This window comes from Pseudomonadota bacterium (assembly GCA_030775045.1).
In the GTDB taxonomy this organism is placed as follows: domain Bacteria; phylum Pseudomonadota; class Alphaproteobacteria; order JALYJY01; family JALYJY01; genus JALYJY01.
This window is the reverse complement of record JALYJY010000019.1, coordinates 3,505-20,211: the sequence shown is the minus strand read 5'-3', so window position 1 is coordinate 20,211 and position 16,707 is coordinate 3,505. Positions and strand designations below refer to the sequence as shown.

Annotated in this window: 15 protein-coding genes and 1 pseudogene; 7 read left to right on the top strand and 9 right to left on the bottom strand. The window is 59.3% G+C overall.

All coding sequences use genetic code 11. From position 1 onward, the window contains the following. From M3O22_02935 to M3O22_02920, 4 genes are all read left to right on the top strand, one after another. Nucleotides 1-707: glutamate-5-semialdehyde dehydrogenase (locus tag M3O22_02935; protein ID MDP9195713.1), on the top strand; the 707-nt coding region annotated here is incomplete at its 5' end. A gap of 79 nt (nucleotides 708-786) precedes the next feature. Then, nucleotides 787-2,181, top strand: coding sequence for a class II fumarate hydratase (gene fumC / locus M3O22_02930; GenBank protein MDP9195712.1), 1,395 nt, complete (start codon nucleotides 787-789; stop codon nucleotides 2,179-2,181). Nucleotides 2,182-2,198: 17 nt separating this feature from the next. Continuing rightward, nucleotides 2,199-2,390, top strand: coding sequence for a ribbon-helix-helix domain-containing protein (locus M3O22_02925; protein MDP9195711.1), 192 nt, complete (start codon nucleotides 2,199-2,201; stop codon nucleotides 2,388-2,390). Between the two features lie 66 nt (nucleotides 2,391-2,456). Next, entirely contained in the window at nucleotides 2,457-2,981 is a 525-nt protein-coding gene (locus M3O22_02920) for a hypothetical protein (protein MDP9195710.1), read from the top strand. On the opposite strand, the gene M3O22_02915 is transcribed toward M3O22_02920, so the two are convergent. From M3O22_02915 to sdhA, 9 genes and pseudogenes are all read right to left on the bottom strand, one after another. Beyond that, nucleotides 2,950-5,121: a bifunctional (p)ppGpp synthetase/guanosine-3',5'-bis(diphosphate) 3'-pyrophosphohydrolase gene (locus M3O22_02915; GenBank protein MDP9195709.1), complete on the bottom strand. Its 2,172-nt coding sequence runs from the start codon at nucleotides 5,119-5,121 to the stop codon at nucleotides 2,950-2,952. The two genes, M3O22_02920 and M3O22_02915, sit on opposite strands and share 32 nt — an antisense overlap. A 140-nt stretch (nucleotides 5,122-5,261) precedes the next feature. Next, nucleotides 5,262-6,317, bottom strand: coding sequence for a hypothetical protein (locus M3O22_02910; GenBank protein ID MDP9195708.1), 1,056 nt, complete (start codon nucleotides 6,315-6,317; stop codon nucleotides 5,262-5,264). A 307-nt stretch (nucleotides 6,318-6,624) separates the two neighbouring features. Beyond that, nucleotides 6,625-9,246 (bottom strand): annotated as a pseudogene (gene clpB / locus M3O22_02905) (ATP-dependent chaperone ClpB). 146 nt (nucleotides 9,247-9,392) lie between these two features. Then, nucleotides 9,393-9,683 carry a hypothetical protein gene (locus tag M3O22_02900; protein MDP9195707.1) on the bottom strand — a complete coding sequence of 97 codons (291 nt, stop codon included), beginning with the start codon at nucleotides 9,681-9,683 and terminating at the stop codon, nucleotides 9,393-9,395. Between the two features lie 17 nt (nucleotides 9,684-9,700). After that, nucleotides 9,701-10,009: a hypothetical protein gene (locus M3O22_02895; GenBank protein MDP9195706.1), complete on the bottom strand. Its 309-nt coding sequence runs from the start codon at nucleotides 10,007-10,009 to the stop codon at nucleotides 9,701-9,703. A gap of 110 nt (nucleotides 10,010-10,119) precedes the next feature. Continuing rightward, nucleotides 10,120-10,962: a hypothetical protein gene (locus tag M3O22_02890; protein ID MDP9195705.1), complete on the bottom strand. Its 843-nt coding sequence runs from the start codon at nucleotides 10,960-10,962 to the stop codon at nucleotides 10,120-10,122. Further along, a complete protein-coding gene (locus M3O22_02885) occupies nucleotides 10,959-11,837 on the bottom strand; it encodes a tetratricopeptide repeat protein (GenBank protein ID MDP9195704.1) in 879 nt (292 codons plus the stop codon). The genes M3O22_02890 and M3O22_02885 overlap by 4 nt, the downstream gene beginning before the upstream one ends. 52 nt (nucleotides 11,838-11,889) lie before the next feature. Further along, nucleotides 11,890-12,516, bottom strand: coding sequence for a hypothetical protein (locus tag M3O22_02880; GenBank protein ID MDP9195703.1), 627 nt, complete (start codon nucleotides 12,514-12,516; stop codon nucleotides 11,890-11,892). Nucleotides 12,517-12,605: 89 nt separating this feature from the next. After that, nucleotides 12,606-14,399 carry a succinate dehydrogenase flavoprotein subunit gene (sdhA, locus tag M3O22_02875; GenBank protein ID MDP9195702.1) on the bottom strand — a complete coding sequence of 598 codons (1,794 nt, stop codon included), beginning with the start codon at nucleotides 14,397-14,399 and terminating at the stop codon, nucleotides 12,606-12,608. 106 nt (nucleotides 14,400-14,505) lie between these two features. On the opposite strand from sdhA, the gene M3O22_02870 reads away from it, so the two are divergent. The 3 genes from M3O22_02870 to M3O22_02860 form a co-directional block, all read left to right on the top strand. After that, a complete protein-coding gene (locus tag M3O22_02870; protein ID MDP9195701.1) occupies nucleotides 14,506-15,366 on the top strand; it encodes a hypothetical protein in 861 nt (286 codons plus the stop codon). A gap of 163 nt (nucleotides 15,367-15,529) precedes the next feature. Beyond that, the gene (locus tag M3O22_02865) at nucleotides 15,530-16,537 is read left to right on the top strand and encodes a hypothetical protein (GenBank protein MDP9195700.1); all 1,008 of its coding nucleotides are present in this window, start codon (nucleotides 15,530-15,532) and stop codon (nucleotides 16,535-16,537) included. Nucleotides 16,538-16,554: 17 nt separating this feature from the next. After that, a partial coding sequence (locus M3O22_02860; protein MDP9195699.1) for a nicotinate phosphoribosyltransferase occupies nucleotides 16,555-16,707 on the top strand: 153 nt, incomplete at its 3' end.

The window sequence follows — 16,707 nt, the reverse complement described above, 5'->3', positions numbered from 1 at the left end:
CGGACCGTGTGGCGGTAGGCGAGCTTCTGCGTCTGGACCGGTATGTAGATGTAATCGTTCCTCGCGGCGGCAAGTCGCTGATCGCACGTGTACAGCAGGAAAGCCGCGTGCCGGTGCTGGCCCATCTGGACGGCAACAATCACGTGTACGTGGATGGGATGGCCGATCTGGGTATGGCCAAAAATGTCGTTCTGAATGCCAAGATGCGCCGTACGGGCATCTGCGGCGCCGCCGAGACCCTGCTGGTGGACGCCGCTTGCGCCGGGAGCCATTTGGCGCCCCTGGTGACAATGCTGCTGGACGCGGGGTGCGAGGTGAGTGGAGACGAGCAGGTCTGTGCCGTTGATCCACGCGTCAGGCCCGCCGCGGAGAGTGACTGGGAAACCGAATATCTGGACGCCATTATCGCTGTGAAAGTTGTGGACGGTGTTCACGGGGCTGTGGCTCATATCGAACGCTATGGATCGCACCACACCGACAGCATCGTGACATCTTCGCCTGCCGCCGCCGATACATTTCTGCAACAGGTGGACAGCGCCATTGTCATGCACAACGCCTCGACCCAGTTCGCGGATGGCGGCGAGTTTGGTATGGGGGCGGAAATCGGCATTGCCACAGGGCGTCTCCACGCCCGCGGACCGGTGGGGCTGGAGCAGCTGACCACGTACAAGAACGTCGTTCTGGGTGACGGGCATGTGAGGGGATAATCCGGAAAGCCCACCCCTTTGCCGTATTTTTACTGTGTGCTAGAAAAATCACCGGATTCTCCAGCATACAGGCATCATCATGACATCCCGTTCCCCCGTCCGTACTGAAACCGATTCCTTTGGTCCCATCGATGTTCCGGCGGATAGATACTGGGGCGCACAGACCCAGCGGTCGCTGCAGAATTTCAGGATTGGCGGCGAGAGGATGCCCGCTCCGCTGATCCGCGCGCTGGGGATCCAGAAAAAGGCCTCGGCGCTGGCCAACATGGATCTGGGGGCCCTGGACAAAAAGCTGGGCGATGCCATCGCCAAAGCTGCCGACGAGGTGATCGACGGTATCCTGCTGGATCATTTTCCGCTGGTGGTGTGGCAGACGGGGTCGGGCACGCAGACCAACATGAACGCCAACGAGGTGATTTCCAACCGCGCTATTGAGATTCTGGGCGGCGATATGGGCAGCAAGAAGCCCGTGCACCCCAACGACCATGTGAATATGGGTCAGTCGTCCAACGACAGTTTCCCCACCGCTATGCACATCGCGGCAGTGGAGCAACTGCATCACGCCCTGCTGCCCGCGCTCGGCCACCTGTACAAGGCGCTGGAAACAAAGGTGACGGCGTTTGCGTCCATCGTCAAGATTGGCCGCACGCACCTGCAGGACGCCACGCCGCTGACGCTGGGGCAGGAGTTTTCCGGCTATGCCACGCAGATCAGATACGGCATCTCGCGGGTGAAGGATGTGCTGCCGCGCCTGCTGCAGCTGGCCCAGGGCGGCACGGCCGTGGGCACGGGCCTGAACGCGAAAAAGGGGTTTGCCGAAAAATTCGCCGCCCATGTGGCCCGGCTGACCGGCCTGCCGTTCGTAACGGCCGAGAACAAGTTCGAGGCACTGGCTGCCCACGACGCTGTGGTAGAGGCCTCGGGCGCCATGAACACGCTGGCGTGCTCGCTGATGAAAATCGCCAATGACATCCGCCTGCTGGGCTCGGGCCCCCGCTGTGGCATCGGCGAAATCTCGCTGCCGGAGAATGAGCCCGGCTCCTCCATCATGCCAGGCAAGGTCAATCCGACCCAGTCCGAGGCGATGACCATGGTCTGCACCCAGGTGATGGGCAACCACATGGCGGTCACCGTGGGCGGGTCGAACGGCCATTTCGAGCTGAACGTCTTCAAGCCCGTGATGATCTATAACCTGCTGCAGTCCATCCGCCTGCTGGCCGACGCCTGCAACAGCTTTACCGACAACTGCGTGGCGGGGATCGAGGCCAACCGGAACCAGATCCGGGACTCGCTGTACAAAAGCCTGATGCTGGTCACGGCCCTGAACCCGCATATCGGCTATGATAACGCGGCGAAAATTGCCAAGAAAGCGCATAAAGAGGGTACAACGCTGAAAGAGGCCGGTGTGGCCCTGGGCCTGCTAACCGCGGAACAGTTCGACCAGTGGGTGAAGCCGGAAGACATGATCGCTTGAAGAAAAAGTCATTCCTCATGTCCGGCCATGCCACCAGCGTGGCTCTGGAGCCGGAATTCTGGAGCGTGCTGGAGTCCCTGGCCCGGGAACGGGGTCTGTCCCTGGCGGTCCTGGTGGGAGAGGTGGATCGGTCCCGCACGGGCGGCAACCTGGCCAGCGCCCTGCGCCTGCATGTCCTGAAAACCCTTCTGGACTGTAACACCCCTTAAGTCTTCCTTAAGCCTTTTCCTGGAGGATGGAGACTGGAATACCCCAGTCTCCCAGGGCTCCAGGACATGCTGAAAGAAAGTGAGACCCAGTTATCTGACGCTGAAAAAGCAGCCTATGAGGAAGGCCTGAAGGGGCTTGCCGAAAGGGATCTCTTCACGGAGCTGGTGACCCGGGCGCGGGGAGCCATGGTCCGGCAGAATCTGGCCGGACATACCGCTATAACCGCAGGGGTCATGGCCGGAATTCTGGCCCATGCCCGCGGGGATCCGCAGGCGGCGGCGGAAGGATTTGTGCAGGTGCTGACCGGTGCCAAAAAAGATGAGCACCGCTTCGCCATTGCTCTGGGAGCGATGACAGGGAAAATCCAGGAACGGATGGACAACGGGACACTGCAGCAGTCTCCCGAGGCCCGTCAAGTACTGGCGGAAATGCAGCTGGTTCCTGCCAGTCCAAAGGCCTCTTTCGGTGAAAGGCTGATCGCGCGCTTTGCCCGGTTGCCACTGCCGGAGGTTTCGCCAGCGCCGGGTCCGGCGGCGCCCCGGGCCCCTTCTCCGCGGTCTACCGCCCCCGGACCCGCTCGACCGAGTTGATGACCGGCGTGGCGCGCAGGGCGGCCACGATATTGGCCAGATGGCGCACGTCCTTGACGTCCACATCCACCAGAATATCGTAAAAGTCCGTGCTGCGGCTGGTGATTTTCAGGTTCGTGATGTTGCCGCCGTTCTTGCCCACCACCACCGACAGGGTTCCCAGGCTGCCCGGCTCGTTGGCCAGGACCACATCCAGCCGGCCCACATGGCTGGCGGCCTGCGCGTCAGACGGAACATCCCAGCCCACATCGATCCAGCGCTCAGGCGTTTCGGCGAAATTCTCCAGTGTCTCGCAGTCGATGGTATGGATGGTCACGCCCCGTCCGGTTGTGACAATGCCCACAATCCTGTCGCCCGGCAGGGGATGGCAGCAGCGGGCGTAATGGATTGCCATGCCGGGGATAAGGCCCCGGATGGCAACCGGGCTTCCCTTGCCGCCTGCCGTATCCTGACTCCTGTCCTTTTTGCCGGAGGGTGATGGCTCCGGCGCGGCAGGTTTTTCCGGCTCATGCGACCGGTGGCCCGGGAAGACTGCGTTGAACACCTCGCGGGCCGAGTGCAGGCCTGATCCCACGTGGGCATAGACATCATCCGCCGAGGTGGCCTGGAAATTGCGCAGGATACCTTCAATGGCCTTGTCCGTGAATTCGTATCCTTCGTGGCGGAACATTTTCTGCAGCATGGCCTTGCCGAGGCCAATGTATTCCGTGCGCTGCTGGGTGCGGATAAACCGGCGGATACAGGCCTTGGCCTTGCCGGTAACCACGAACCGTTCCCAGGTGGGGGAGGGGGTCTGGGTTTTCGAGGTGACAATCTCCACCTGGTCGCCGTTGTGCAGCTCGGTCCGCAGGGGGACCATACGGCCGTTGACCTTGGCGCCTACACAGGTGTCACCGATGCCCGAGTGGACCGCATAGGCAAAGTCCACGGGGCACGCGCCGCGGGGCAGGGCGATCAGATCACCCTTGGGGGAGAAGCAGAACACCTGGTCCTGGAACAGCTCCATCTTGGTGTGTTCCAGGAATTCTTCCGGTTTCTGGGCGTGCTCCAGGATGTCCAGAAGCTCGCGCAGCCAGCGGTACTGGCGTCCGTCGGCCTTGTGGTCCTTCTGCTTGTAGGCCCAGTGGGCGGCAACCCCCAGCTCGGCGATCTCGTGCATGTCGCGGGTGCGGATCTGGATCTCGATGCGCTGGCGCTCGGGCCCGATGACGCAGGTGTGGATACTGCGATAGCCGTTGGGCTTGGGCGTGGAAATATAGTCCTTGAAGCGGCCCGGAATCACGGGATAGCGGGCGTGGATGATCCCCAGGGCCTGATAGCACTGCTCGATGGACGGGACGATGATGCGAAAGGCCATGATGTCCGACAGCTGCTCGAACGCCACGTCCTTGTGCTGCATTTTCGTCCAGATGGACCAGGGGGCCTTTTCCCGCCCGGTCACCGTGCCCTCGACCCCCTGTGCCGCGAGGGTCTTTCCCAGCTCGTCCACCACCTTCTGGACCACGTTGTTGCCCTCGGCCCGCAGGAACGAGAGGCGGGAGACGATGCTGTCCCGCGCGTCGGGGTTCAGGTGCTGGAAGGCCAGATCCTCCAGCTCGTCCTTCATGCGGTGGATACCGATGCGCTCGGCCAGCGGGGCATAGATGTCAAGCGTCTCCCGGGCGATGCGCTTTCGCTTGTCCGGGTTCTGGATGTGGTGGAGGGTCCGCATGTTATGCAGCCGGTCCGCCAGCTTGACCAGCAGGACGCGGATATCCTCGGACATGGCCAGGACCAGCTTGCGGAAGTTTTCCGCCTGTTTGGCCTGTTCCCCCTGCATCTCGATGCGCGACAGCTTGGTCACCCCCTCCACAAGCTTTGCAATCTCGGGGCCAAACAGGCGTTCGATCTCCTCCGGCGTCGCCAGCGTATCCTCGACCGTGTCGTGCAGCAGGGCCGTGATGATGGACGCGCTGTCCAGCTTCATCTGGGTCAGGATCCCCGCCACCTCCAGCGGGTGGGAGAAATAGGGATCGCCCGAGGCGCGGGTCTGCGCCCCGTGGGCCTTCATGGAAAAAACATAGGCGCGGTTCAGCAGCGCCTCGTCCGCCGACGGATCATAGGCCTTGACGCGCTCGACCAGTTCATACTGACGGATCATGACGTCCTGCACTTTCCCGGTACCATGCCTTCCATGATACCACTGTGCCGGAGACGTGGAAAAAGGAAAATGCCGGATCCGCAGGCAAAAAAAGACCCGGGAGAGGTCCGGGTCTTTTTATATACAGATCAGGAGTTTGATCAGGCCGCGGCCGGAACGGACCAGACCCGCCGGCCTGCCGCATTTGTGCCTGCCTCGATTGCCTGCACGTCAGGAGCCGCTACCGCCTGGAGTTCGCTGGCGAAGTTGGCCAGTCCGGTATCAAGGACGACGGGTGTGTTCAAGGTGTGGAGATAAGCTTTTTCCATCAGGTGTATGGCCAGCTGTGAGGGAACCAGGTCTGCCGGGCCATAGGCCTGCGCGGCATACTCAATGGCATCCAGCCCCGCGCGGACAAGGCGCCTGTCCTGTTCCTGGCCCTGATAGCCAGGATCCCCCTCCACAGGAGCAGTCACATACTGTCGCAGGGCCGGAAGATTGGCAATCAGGGCAATGGCCTGTCCTTGTTCTCTGACGGGATTTTCCTGGGCCAGATATTCTTTGGCCGTTTCCAGGAAAAGGGTTTTCAGCGTTCCAAAAGCAAAGTCTTTCTCCAGGGACTGCAGTTTAAATTCCAGAATATCTCTCCTGAATTTCTCAAGACCTTCCGCGAAATTTCCGATCATGTTTCTTGTGATTGTGGAGCCTTTCAGGGGGTCCAGCAAGGATGCAGGGACAGGATGACCAGCCTGGCCCAGGGCAGAGCGGTGATACGCAGCATGGGCCTTGCCAAGGGCCCGCAGGGCTCTCCGGAGCGCTGGTATTTCCTGTTCTATGCCGGGTGTTGGTATTGGATTATCCGGGCTTTCCAGCATGTCCACAAAGCTGGCCAGCTTTTTCAGGTCAGGCGCCTTGTCCGGGGGAAGGTATATGTCCAGCTGCCTGCTGTCATGTATGCTCAGATAGACTGTCCCCCTCAGGAAGGCCATGGCACAATCCAGGAATGTTTCCTGCAGTTTGGTGAACGGTATGACCTCGCAGGCCTTGCGAAAACCGGTCTGCGTTTCCGTGAAAGCGATGAGCGCTTTGGCAAAAGCGGTGAAATCCTGGCTTTCTGGACGGAGATAATTCAGAAAGGTCCCGGGAACAGGAGACTCAGGATCGAAATGCGTATTGATCATGCCAAAAACCAGTCCCGCCTGCCGGGCTGGTTCCATATTTTCCGGTCCTGAATTTGCAGCTGCGATAGCAAAAGCTCTTTTCAGGTCCTGAAACCTGATTGTCCCGCCTGAAAATACGGTTATCTGGCTTACTGTCCTGGTCATGGCGTCTGGCATAAAAAACTCCGGTTAAGGGATGATCCGGGATTCATACTCCCGAAATCATGAAAGTAAAAACAGGTTGGATATTCCCTCTCCCCACGGGAGAGGGAGGGACCCGCGCAGCGGGAGGGTGAGGGTCCATGAAGCTGTACCGGCCCTCACCCGGCACTGCGTGCCCCCCTCTCCCGTGGGGAGAGGGGTTTTAATGCACCGTTCGTCTGGCGGGCCGTGGGGTGGAGGTTTTGGCGGGGGTGTCTACCGCCACGCCGTTGACCAGCAGGTCGCCGTGTTCGCCGGTGGTCACCTTCACCGTGTCGCCGTCCTTCACCTTGCCTTCCAGGATCATGTTGGCCAGCGGGTTCTGGAGCTGGCGCTGGATCACGCGTTTCAGCGGCCTCGCGCCATAGACAGGGTCGTACCCGGCCTCAGCCAGCCAGGCGGCGGCCCCGGGTGAGACGTCCAGCACCACATGGCGGTCATCCAGCATGGCGCGCAGACGCTTCAGCTGGATATCCACGATGCTGGTCATGTCCTTGCGCGACAGGCGGTGGAACATGAGGATATCGTCCAGGCGGTTGAGGAACTCGGGCCGGAAGGCGGCGCGGACCACCTCCATCACCTTGTCCCGCACCGCAGGATCGTTTGGATCTGCATCGGTAGCGGCCATATGTTCGGCCCCCAGATTGGAGGTCAGAACAATGAGAGTATTCCGGAAATCCACCGTGCGGCCCTGGCCGTCGGTCAGGCGGCCGTCGTCCAGAACCTGGAGCAGCACGTTGAAGACATCCGGATGCGCTTTCTCGATCTCATCGAACAAAATCACCTGGTACGGGCGGCGGCGCACGGCCTCGGCCAGTGCGCCCCCCTCTTCATATCCCACGTATCCGGGGGGTGCGCCGATCATGCGCGAAACTGCGTGCTTTTCCATGTATTCGGACATGTCCAGGCGGATCAGCGCCTGGTCGTCATCGAACAAAAATCCGGCCAGTGCCTTGGTGAGTTCCGTCTTGCCCACGCCGGTTGGGCCCAGGAACAGGAAACTGCCCAGCGGCCGGTGCGGATCCTGCAGGCCCGCGCGGGCCCGGCGGACGGCGTTGGACACGGCGATAATTGCGTCGTCCTGGCCCACCACACGGGTGCGCAGATGGTCTTCCATGTGGAGCAGCTTTTCCCGTTCCCCGGTGAGCATTTTGTCCACGGGTACACCCGTCCAGCGGCTGACCACCGCGGCGATATCCTCGTCGCGCACCTCTTCATTCAGCATGCGGTTGCTGGCTTCCTTCTCCGCCTCGGCCAGCTGTTTTTCCAGGCCCGGGATGATCACGTAGGTGAGCTCCCCCGCCCGTTCCCATTTCCCGGCGCGTTGGGCCTGGTCCAGTTCCGCCCGAGACTGCTCCAGCTTTTCTTTCATTTTTTGTGCGGACGACAGTTTTTCTTTTTCCGCCTTCCACTGGGCGGTCAGTCCAGCGGACTCCTGCTCCAGATCAGCCAGCTCTTTCTCCAGTTTTTTCAGCCGGTCGCGAGAGGCCTCGTCATTCTCTTTTTTCAGCGCTTCCCGCTCGATTTTCAGCTGGATGATGCGCCGGTCGAGGTTCTCGATTTCCTCCGGCTTGCTTTCCACTTCCATGCGCAGGCGGCTGGCGGCCTCGTCCACCAGGTCGATGGCCTTGTCGGGCAGAAAGCGGTCGGTGATATAGCGGTTGGACAGCGTCGCCGCGGCCACAATCGCGCCGTCGGTGATGCGCACGCCGTGGTGCAGTTCGTACTTTTCCTTGAGGCCGCGGAGGATCGAAATCGTGTCCTCCACATTGGGTTCGGCCACGAAGACCGACTGGAAGCGGCGGGCCAGCGCGGCGTCTTTCTCGATATGCTTGCGGTATTCGTCGAGGGTCGTCGCGCCGACGCAGTGCAGTTAGCCGCGCGACAGGGCGGGCTTGAGCATGTTGGAGGCGTCCATGGCCCCCTCGGCCTTGCCCGCGCCCACCAGCATGTGGAGTTCGTCAATGAACACGATAATCTCGCCGGCGGCGGCCTGGATTTCCTGCAGCACGGCTTTCAGGCGCTCCTCGAACTCGCCGCGGTATTTGGCCCCCGCGACCAGAGCGCCCAGGTCCAGCGACAGCAGGCGCCTGTTCTTTAATCCTTCCGGTACGTCGCCGTTGACAATGCGTTGGGCGAGGCCCTCCACAATGGCGGTTTTGCCCACGCCGGGCTCGCCGATCAGCACCGGGTTGTTCTTGGTGCGCCGGGCCAGCACCTGGATCGTGCGGCGGATTTCCTCGTCGCGGCCGATGACCGGGTCCAGCTTGTTCTCGCGGGCCAGCGCAGTGAAATCCCGAGTATATTTTTTCAGGGCGTCATAGCCGCTTTCGGCCCCGGCGGTATCGGCGGTGCGACCTTTGCGCAGATCGTCGATGGCCTTGCTGAGTGCCTGGGGCGTCACGCCGGTTTTCTTGAAAGCCTCGCCGGTGGACAGGGCGAGGAGAAGACGTTCCACAGGCACAAAACTGTCGCCGGCCTTTTTGGCCAGCTCCTCCGCCCGTTCAAACATGCGCGCCAGTTCGGGGGAGAGATAAACCTGCCCCGCGCCGGCGCCTTCCACCTTGGGAATTTTGTTCAGCTCGCCCTCAATGGCGGACAGCAGGCGCTTCGGATCACCCCCAGCAGATTGAATGAGGCGGGCAGCGAGGCCTTCGTCCGTATCGTCCAGAAGCACCTTGGCCAGGTGTTCAGGTGTGAGCCGCTGATGACCTTCCCGCAAGGCGAGCGCCTGGGCGCTCTGGAGAAAACCGCGGGCGCGTTCGGTGTATTTTTCGAAGTCCATCGTCAGGTCCTTTCTGCCGGCTTCCTGCCCTCAAGAGGCACAGGTCGCCTTGATCCACAGGTGTGCAATCGCATTCCAGAAGGGATGCAGAAAAGAATGTGGGGCCTTTCCCCGCCGCTTGCAAGGGGGCCCCGGGACAGAAGGTATCAGGGGGCCGGGGGAGGAGAGCAGGTGCCAGAAAAAGATTCCAGCGTCCACTTCTTTCCACCCAATATTATTATCGGCTGGGTTTCGTCATGTCTGAAAATGCGCACCCAGGGGCGCAACTTCCGTACATCCTCGCAGACTGCGGCAAGTCTTTCGGCGTGTTTGTTTTTTTCAAGGAGCTCTTTTTTCCGGTCCGCCTGTGCCATTCTTTCGGCCTCGTTATATTCTCCGGGGGGCGGCACCTCTCTTTTTTTCAGATATCCATCCATCGCCTCAAGTTTTTCAGCCAAAGCCTGGTCGACAGTTCTCAGCCAGGCAGGTCGACTTTCTCCATGTTGACTGCCCCGGTGTCCCGCTCGGGGTTTCCCTGAACGGGCTGGTGTGCGTGGTTCTTGCAGTATGTCCGGGCCAAGGTGATCAGGGCTTCTTCCTGCGTATTGCTCCCTTTCTTTTCCAGGGCCAGCTTTCCATCTTTGCAGAGCTGGTCTTTCCTGAATTTTTTGAGCATCTCCTCATCCACTTTGAGTGGAGGGGCGGCAGAGGTCCCGGCAGGAATGCCGGATGCCAGCAGGAATTTCAGCAGAACAGCCACGCGCATGGAAATGAAGGCAGGCATATTTACCCCTGATTGTTTTCAGATAGTTACCAAAAGATGCATATACAATGTTTTGCAACCTGTGGAAACAGGAATCAGGATCTGCCGGCGGCCGGGTGGAGAGCGGTCTTTTACTGGCTGAGGCCCAATTCCTTGCGGATCACGGCCATGGGGAGGCACTGGGCCGAGTGGGACTCCAGCCCGTCGGGCAGACTGACGCGGCAGGGCGGGCCGGCTTTCCAGGCGATGGTGGGCAGGTCAAAGGGCTTGTTGATCGTTTTATCGTGGTAGGTCTCGTTGCCTGTAATGGCGCCCACAAGAACGATGTATTCCGAGCCGGAAATCATCTGGGTGACAGGAATATCCTTCACCTGAACTGTCGTATAGCCGGCCGTTTCGAACAGGGCTGTGGTTTCGGAAACGCGCTTGATCAGCCGCGCCTCGGTGATGAAGGTTTTTCCCTTCATCAGGTGTGCGTTGTCCTTCAGCATGCGGATATCGGCAATATCATCCTTTCTGAACGACACGCCGGGCGTTGCCAGAATCTCATCGGCCACTTTTTTCGCCGCTTTTTCCTCGGCAAAGAAGAGCTTGCGGTATCCTTCAACCCGTTCGCCTTCATGGCCCTGGCTGGCGTCGTAATCGGCCATCTGTTTTTTGTAAAAGACTGCGTTGTCGTCGTTCATCTTATTATACTGGGTGACTTCGTCCTCGCATTCCTTGCGGAAGAACTTCAGGGATTCCTCGCCGGGCTTTCCACCGTACCGCGCCGTCTGTTCTTCTGTTTTCTGCTTTACTTCAACGTCGCAGTCTTTCACCGGATAGTTCCGGGGAGGTGAGGGGGGAGCGCTTTCCTTCACCACTGGCGGCTTGCGGCTGGTGTAAACGGGGCCGTTTTCCCCGGCGATGCCCTGTCCCGGGCAGACAGCGAAAAAGACAGCGGCCAGACTGAATAAAACGGCAGATTTTTTCATGAGCGTCCCATCTTTTTGTAAAGTATCTGCAGATCTTCCTCTGCTTTGTCAATCCGGTCGTCATCGCCGCTTTTTCTGGCCAGGTCCAGCCGGCGTTTCATCCATTTTTCGGCCTCGTCAGGATGTCCCTGCTCAAAGGCCAGGACGCCCAGCTGGAACAGGCTGTCATCCACGTGGTTCTGGTCATCGTGTTTCGTCGCGATGGCCAGCCGGCGTTCCAGAAAACGCCGTGATTCGTCGGCCTGGCCCAGCATGTATGTGTTCTGTGAAAGATTGGTGATGACGACCAGAAGCTTTTCACTGTCGGGGCCGAACAGCTTTTCTCCTTTGGCGAGAATTTCCCTGTTCAGGGTCAGGGCTTCCTGGTACTGACCGGCCTCGTGAAGGCAGAACCCGAGCCGTTCCCGGGCGCCAAGCCTTTGGTCCTCGTCGAATTCAGGGTCGGCGTCGAACAGCGGAATGGCTCTCCTGTAATGTTCGATGGCAGTGCCCCATTGGCCGGTGTCTTCAGCCTGGCGGGCAATGCTGTAGATAAAGCGGGAGCGTTCGTACGCCGTCAGGAATGGTTTTTTGTCGTCGATGCGCAGAGCTTCGAGGCTGTGGGGCAGGGCCTCTGCCATTTTCCCTGCCCGATAGAGGACAAAGGCCTGGAGGTAATGAAATTCTCCCTGTGCCTCGATATCACTGGCCGGTATGTCCTGTTTCAGCTTTTCAAGCTCGGCCAGCGTCACCCTGATGCTGAAAACCTGCTGCGGATCCATGACCGTTCTATGGATTTCCTTCAGGCGCGCGGCTGCTGCGCCTGCATCCTGTGCGTTCGCAGGGCAGGAAAAACCCATCGTGGTGATTGTCGCCACCAGTATTTTCAGAATCATGTTTCATCTCAATAAACCCTCTTCTTCGGCGCAGAGCCAAGACCGGCCTGCTTCAGAGAGGTTTCCATGAAAAGGGAAATATTCTGCCGACATAGGTAGAGTCAGTTTGCCAGGTTGTGGTGCAGCGTTTCCGTATAGCATCAGTCGGCTGATAGCGGCTGCTCTGTTCAATCAGCAGCATCTCCCAGTTCATCAGCATTTTGAGTTCCCCACATGCGCCGCGGTTAATATCCTGAACACTGGATGCAGCATCTTTATCAGTCAGCCGTTGCACGGAGCTGATCTTGTCTGCCTCCCCAAAGCGGTTGTCTACCCCTCTGAGGACGGCATTTCTGTAGCTTTTAAGGAATTCCACAAGAAGTTTACCGATATTTTCCCGGGATGCTGGTTCTCCGCTTACTTGTTGTTCCTTCAGGGAAGTAGCATCCGGATTTTTATCTGCCATACAATAAAGCTGGACCGCTGTGGACAGACGTTTCTGATTGCCCAGAATATCCCAGCTGATAACAGGCTTGGAAAGCTCTGCAGCCAGCTTCTGAATCCTGCCTTTTTCGGGGGTCAGATTTTTTTCAGCAAGGCGGAAACAGAGGGATTTGTTATCTATAGCCTCTTCCGCAAAAGCAGATGGCGTCACAAGAGACAATAAAAGAGCCCAGCTGGCCCTGGCATTGTTTTTCATAAACCTTCTCCTGATCTATAAATACTCAATAGCTGAGACAGACCATAACACTCAATAGTTAATTAACTATTGAGTGTTGGCCTTTTTAATTAATACACTCGTTTTTTCGGCGGAATGGCCTCGACCTCGTCGGTCAGTGTGTACAGGTGCACGGGGCGGTCGCCGAGGGTGACCTTGCCGCTGGCGTCATCCACCCACACGGTGGAGTGTTTCATCCATTTTTCGTCGTCGCGTTCGGGGAAATCCTCGTGGGCGTGGGCGCCGCGGCTTTCCTTCCGGTTTTCAGCGCTGACGATGGTGGCCATGGCCTGAAGTATCAGGTTGTCCAGCTCCAGCGCCTCGACCAGATCCGAGTTCCAGATCATCGACCGGTCAGACAGTTTCACCCGCAGGCGTTTCGCCCAGGTCTGTTTCAGCAGCTCCACGCCTTCCTTCATCAGGTCGCCTGTGCGGAACACGGCGCAGTGGTTCTGCATGATCTTCTGCATCTCCAGACGCAGCGCGGCCACAGAAATATCGCCGTCCGCGTGGCGCATCGTGTCCAGACGCGCGATGGCCAGATCGCCTGCATCTTTCGGCAGGTCTTTATGCGCCATGCCGGGCTTGACGATTTCAGCGGCGCGGATAGCGGCGGCGCGGCCGAACACCACCAGATCGAGCAGGGAGTTCGACCCCAGCCGGTTGGCGCCATGCACGGATACGCACGCAGCCTCGCCAATGGCCATCAGGCCCGGAATCACCGCGTCGGGATTATCCTGCGTGGGGCGGATCACCTCGCCCCGGTAATTGGTGGGAATACCGCCCATGTTGTAGTGGACGGTGGGAATGACGGGAATCGGCTGTTTTGTCACGTCCACGCCGGCGAAAATCCGGGCGCTCTCGGCGATGCCGGGCAGGCGCTCGTGGATGATTTTCGGGTCCAGATGCATCAGGTTCAGGTGGATGTGGTCCTTGTGCACACCCACGCCGTGGCCTGCGCGGATCTCCATGGTCATGGAGCGGCTCACCACGTCGCGGCTGGCGAGATCCCTGGCCGACGGCGCATAGCGCTCCATGAACCGCTCGCCGCTGTTGTTGGTGAGGTATCCGCCTTCGCCGCGCACACCTTCGGTAATCAGGCAGCCCGACCCGTAAATGCCGGTGGGATGGAACTGCACGAATTCCATGTCCTGCAGGGGCAGCCCGGCGCGCAGGGCCATGCCGCCGCCGTCGCCGGTGCAGGTATGGGCCGAGGTGCAGCTGAAATAGGCGCGGCCGTATCCGCCGGTGGCCAGCACGACCATGTGCGCCCTGAACCGGTGCAAGGTGCCGTCGTCCAGGTTCCAGGCCATGACACCGCGGCACACGCCCTCGTCATCCATGATCAGGTCGATGGCAAAGTATTCCACGAAGAATTCGGCGCTGTGCTTCAGGCTTTGCTGGTACAGGGTATGCAGGATGGCGTGGCCCGTGCGGTCGGCGGCGGCGCAGGTGCGATAGGCCTGGCCCTGGCCGAAATTGGTGGTCATGCCCCCGAATGCGCGCTGATAGATCTTGCCCTCGGCGGTGCGGCTGAAGGGCACACCCTGATGTTCCAGCTCGATGATCGCCGGGATCGCCTCGCGGCACATGTATTCTATGGCATCCTGGTCGCCCAGCCAGTCGGATCCCTTGACCGTGTCGTACATGTGCCAGCGCCAGTCGTCCTCGCCCATATTGCCCAGCGCGGCGGAAATGCCGCCCTGTGCCGCGACCGTATGGCTGCGCGTGGGGAACACCTTGGTGATGCAGGCAGTCTTGAGCCCCTTTTCCGCCATGCCAAACGTGGCCCGCAGGCCCGCGCCACCGGCGCCGACAACGACGACATCGTATTCGTGATCAATGATTTTATAGGCGGCAGGCATGGAGACGGCCCCACTGGACTGTGTTCAGGAAACTGACGCCACGTTTACCAAAAATAAACCAGGAAGGCGATACCGTGCAGGAAAACAGGGCAGAAAGGAACAGGCTGTGCCTCGATCGTTCGGGAAAATTGTCCTACAGTGTATGACGGGTGCCGGGTTTTTTCTCCTGTCGGAGGGGTGCGTCACAGCGCCACGCTATGTCGCTGTTGAGACCGATGTGACCAGCAGCGATCCGCAAACCCGGATCTGCGCTGCAACCGCGCGGGACATCCTTCATTTTGACCGCCAGATAAAAGAACAGGAACAGATCCGGAGCGATGCCCGGGCAAAATTCATGAACGAGGTGGTTTCAAAGGCAAAAACAACGGGAGAGCGGGAAGCCTGGGTGGATTTTGTCAAAAAGGCAGAAACCGGAAATGACGTTTTCGCTGAAATTCAGAGGGACATGAAGGACATACAGGCAGCGGCAGAAGGGATTCGCGAGGCTGTTGCCCCGCCTGCCGGGAAAAAGCCTCCGAAAAAGCCCTCCACTGCAATGGCGGCTGCGGACAGGCTGCGGGACAGTATCGAGGATATGGATGCGGGTTTTGAGGCGCTGAAGGCTGCCCGGACTCCGGAAGCTGTTTCCGGCGCGCAACAGAAGCTGGGAGATGCTGGCCGGGCTATGGAAGCCGCCGCGGTCGATATCAGAAAAACTGCCGGAAAAAGTGAAACAGTATCCGGGCTTCTTGGGCGAATCAGCGATCGCAGGGGTCTTCTGGAGAGTAACGCCGGTTTTGTCAGTACATTCGTGGCCAACAGGGAAGCTCTCGGATTTTATGATGTTTCTGTCACAACTGCAGGAAACATCGCTTCGTACACGGCCGGGAAAGGTGCGGCCCAGGCAGATCTTGAGGGCTGTGACCCCGCAAAACTGCCGGAAACACACCGGGCCAACCTCTGGAGCCTGTTCAGGTTCGGCAAATAACCCTGCCGGCCCCGTGCCTGTGGGGTTTTCCACTTTTTTCTGGATTACTTTCATCCGGAAGGATTAATCAGAAGATGGTGTTTTGTATCTATTTCAGAAAACCTGGACCAGAACCATGACAGAACAGACAGATGTTTCTAACCCATCTCTGACGCAGGAAAAGATGAATCGCCAGCCTGTGGATTTTGCCAAAAGGCTGGGAGCATGGCTGGGTGGAAAAGACCGTGATCCGGGGCAGCTGGCCGCGCTTGAAGCGGATATCCATCAGGCCCGGCAGGATGGCAATAAAGATGAACGCCTGGGAAGTCTTCTGGCCAGGGTCGAAAAAGAACGGCAAAATATCCAGGCCACACTGAAGCCTGCTGAAAGTGATATTATGGAGGCTGACTGCCTCGAGCCTGACTCAGAAGATCCGCTGGTCAGGGCAACAGCCTTGGTAGGGTCCGGAATCGAAGCCTGCATTGAGCAGGATCCGGCAGGGCTTTTCAGGGCAGCAGGGGATATCTACAGGGAGCAACTGGCAAAAATAATAGCTGAAGGTGAGATGGAACCTCCGCAGCTTTTCCTGGACCAGGGTCAGAAAACAAATATTTTTGCCCTTTCAGACCGGGAAAGGGCAGCTGCGGAAAAAGAAGAAGACATGCTTGGAAAAACCACCCTGCGGGGAAAAAATTTCTCTCTCCGGGCCCTGGCCTGGCAGGAAATGAAGGGCAGCCTTGAAGGACCGCTGAATCTGGCTGCTCCGGCTGCGACAGCCGGGTTCATCTGGTTTCTGACCTATGGTTTTGATCTGGGGAACAGACTCGCAAAGGCTGTAACCGGTGAAGCCTGCAAGTCACTGATCAGGCAGATCACGCAAACACTGCGGCTACTCAATGCGCTTGACCCTTGTCTTCCCCCCGGGTTGAAAGAAGACGAACACCGGGACATGGGCGTTTTCGGCATCGACCCTTTCAGTCCTTCCTTCAGGCCGAAATTCGATATGGCCGGAATGGTACCCAGGCCGGTGAAAGGAGGAATTATCCCTCCGCCGCCGCTGCCGCCAAATCCTGCCACACCGGTTGTAGGGGGAACACCTTTACCGTCCCCAAAAGGGAGTTTTGGTGGTATTCTTGGTGCCCGCCAGGTCCATCTGGGTCGCGCTGATCCAAACGGAAAACCCAAACCCTAACCAGCCATCGGCTGTCCATGAGCAAAACCCCTCCCTTTCCCCCTGAATCCGGGATCTCCCGCTGGACGGACGCCTATTTCCGGCGCACGCGGCAGATTGTGGAAAAGTTCGGGGATGCCACGGTCACCTATGCCGTGTTCATGCGCCGGCCCGTGGTATCCGCGCCGCGG